The organism is Kocuria coralli (assembly GCF_008831305.1).
Lineage (GTDB): Bacteria > Actinomycetota > Actinomycetes > Actinomycetales > Micrococcaceae > Kocuria > Kocuria coralli.
Map to the genome: position 1 here is coordinate 1 of NZ_ML708674.1, position 222 is coordinate 222.

Consider the following 222-nt stretch of genomic DNA (forward strand, 5'->3'; position numbering starts at 1 on the left):
ATTAATTATGTCGAATTTTTGTCTTTCGATTGGATACTTTTAAAACTTGATAAGCGATAGCTAAAATCAAGAACCATACTGGTGTAACGAAAAGTGCGATTCTTGTATCTGCGGCAAAACCGAGGATAACTAGTAATCCTCCGAAGAAAACCAAGCTAACCCAGTTCATTACAGGCGATAAAGGCATTTTGAATTTACTTTTTTCTGCGATTTCTGGATGTT

Annotated in this window: 1 pseudogene; it reads right to left on the reverse strand. The window is 35.6% G+C overall.

Annotation, left to right across the window (positions count from 1 at the left end):
* Position 1 precedes the first annotated feature (1 nt).
* Positions 2-222, reverse strand: a pseudogene (locus FCK90_RS15305) (D-serine/D-alanine/glycine transporter); the annotation flags it as partial.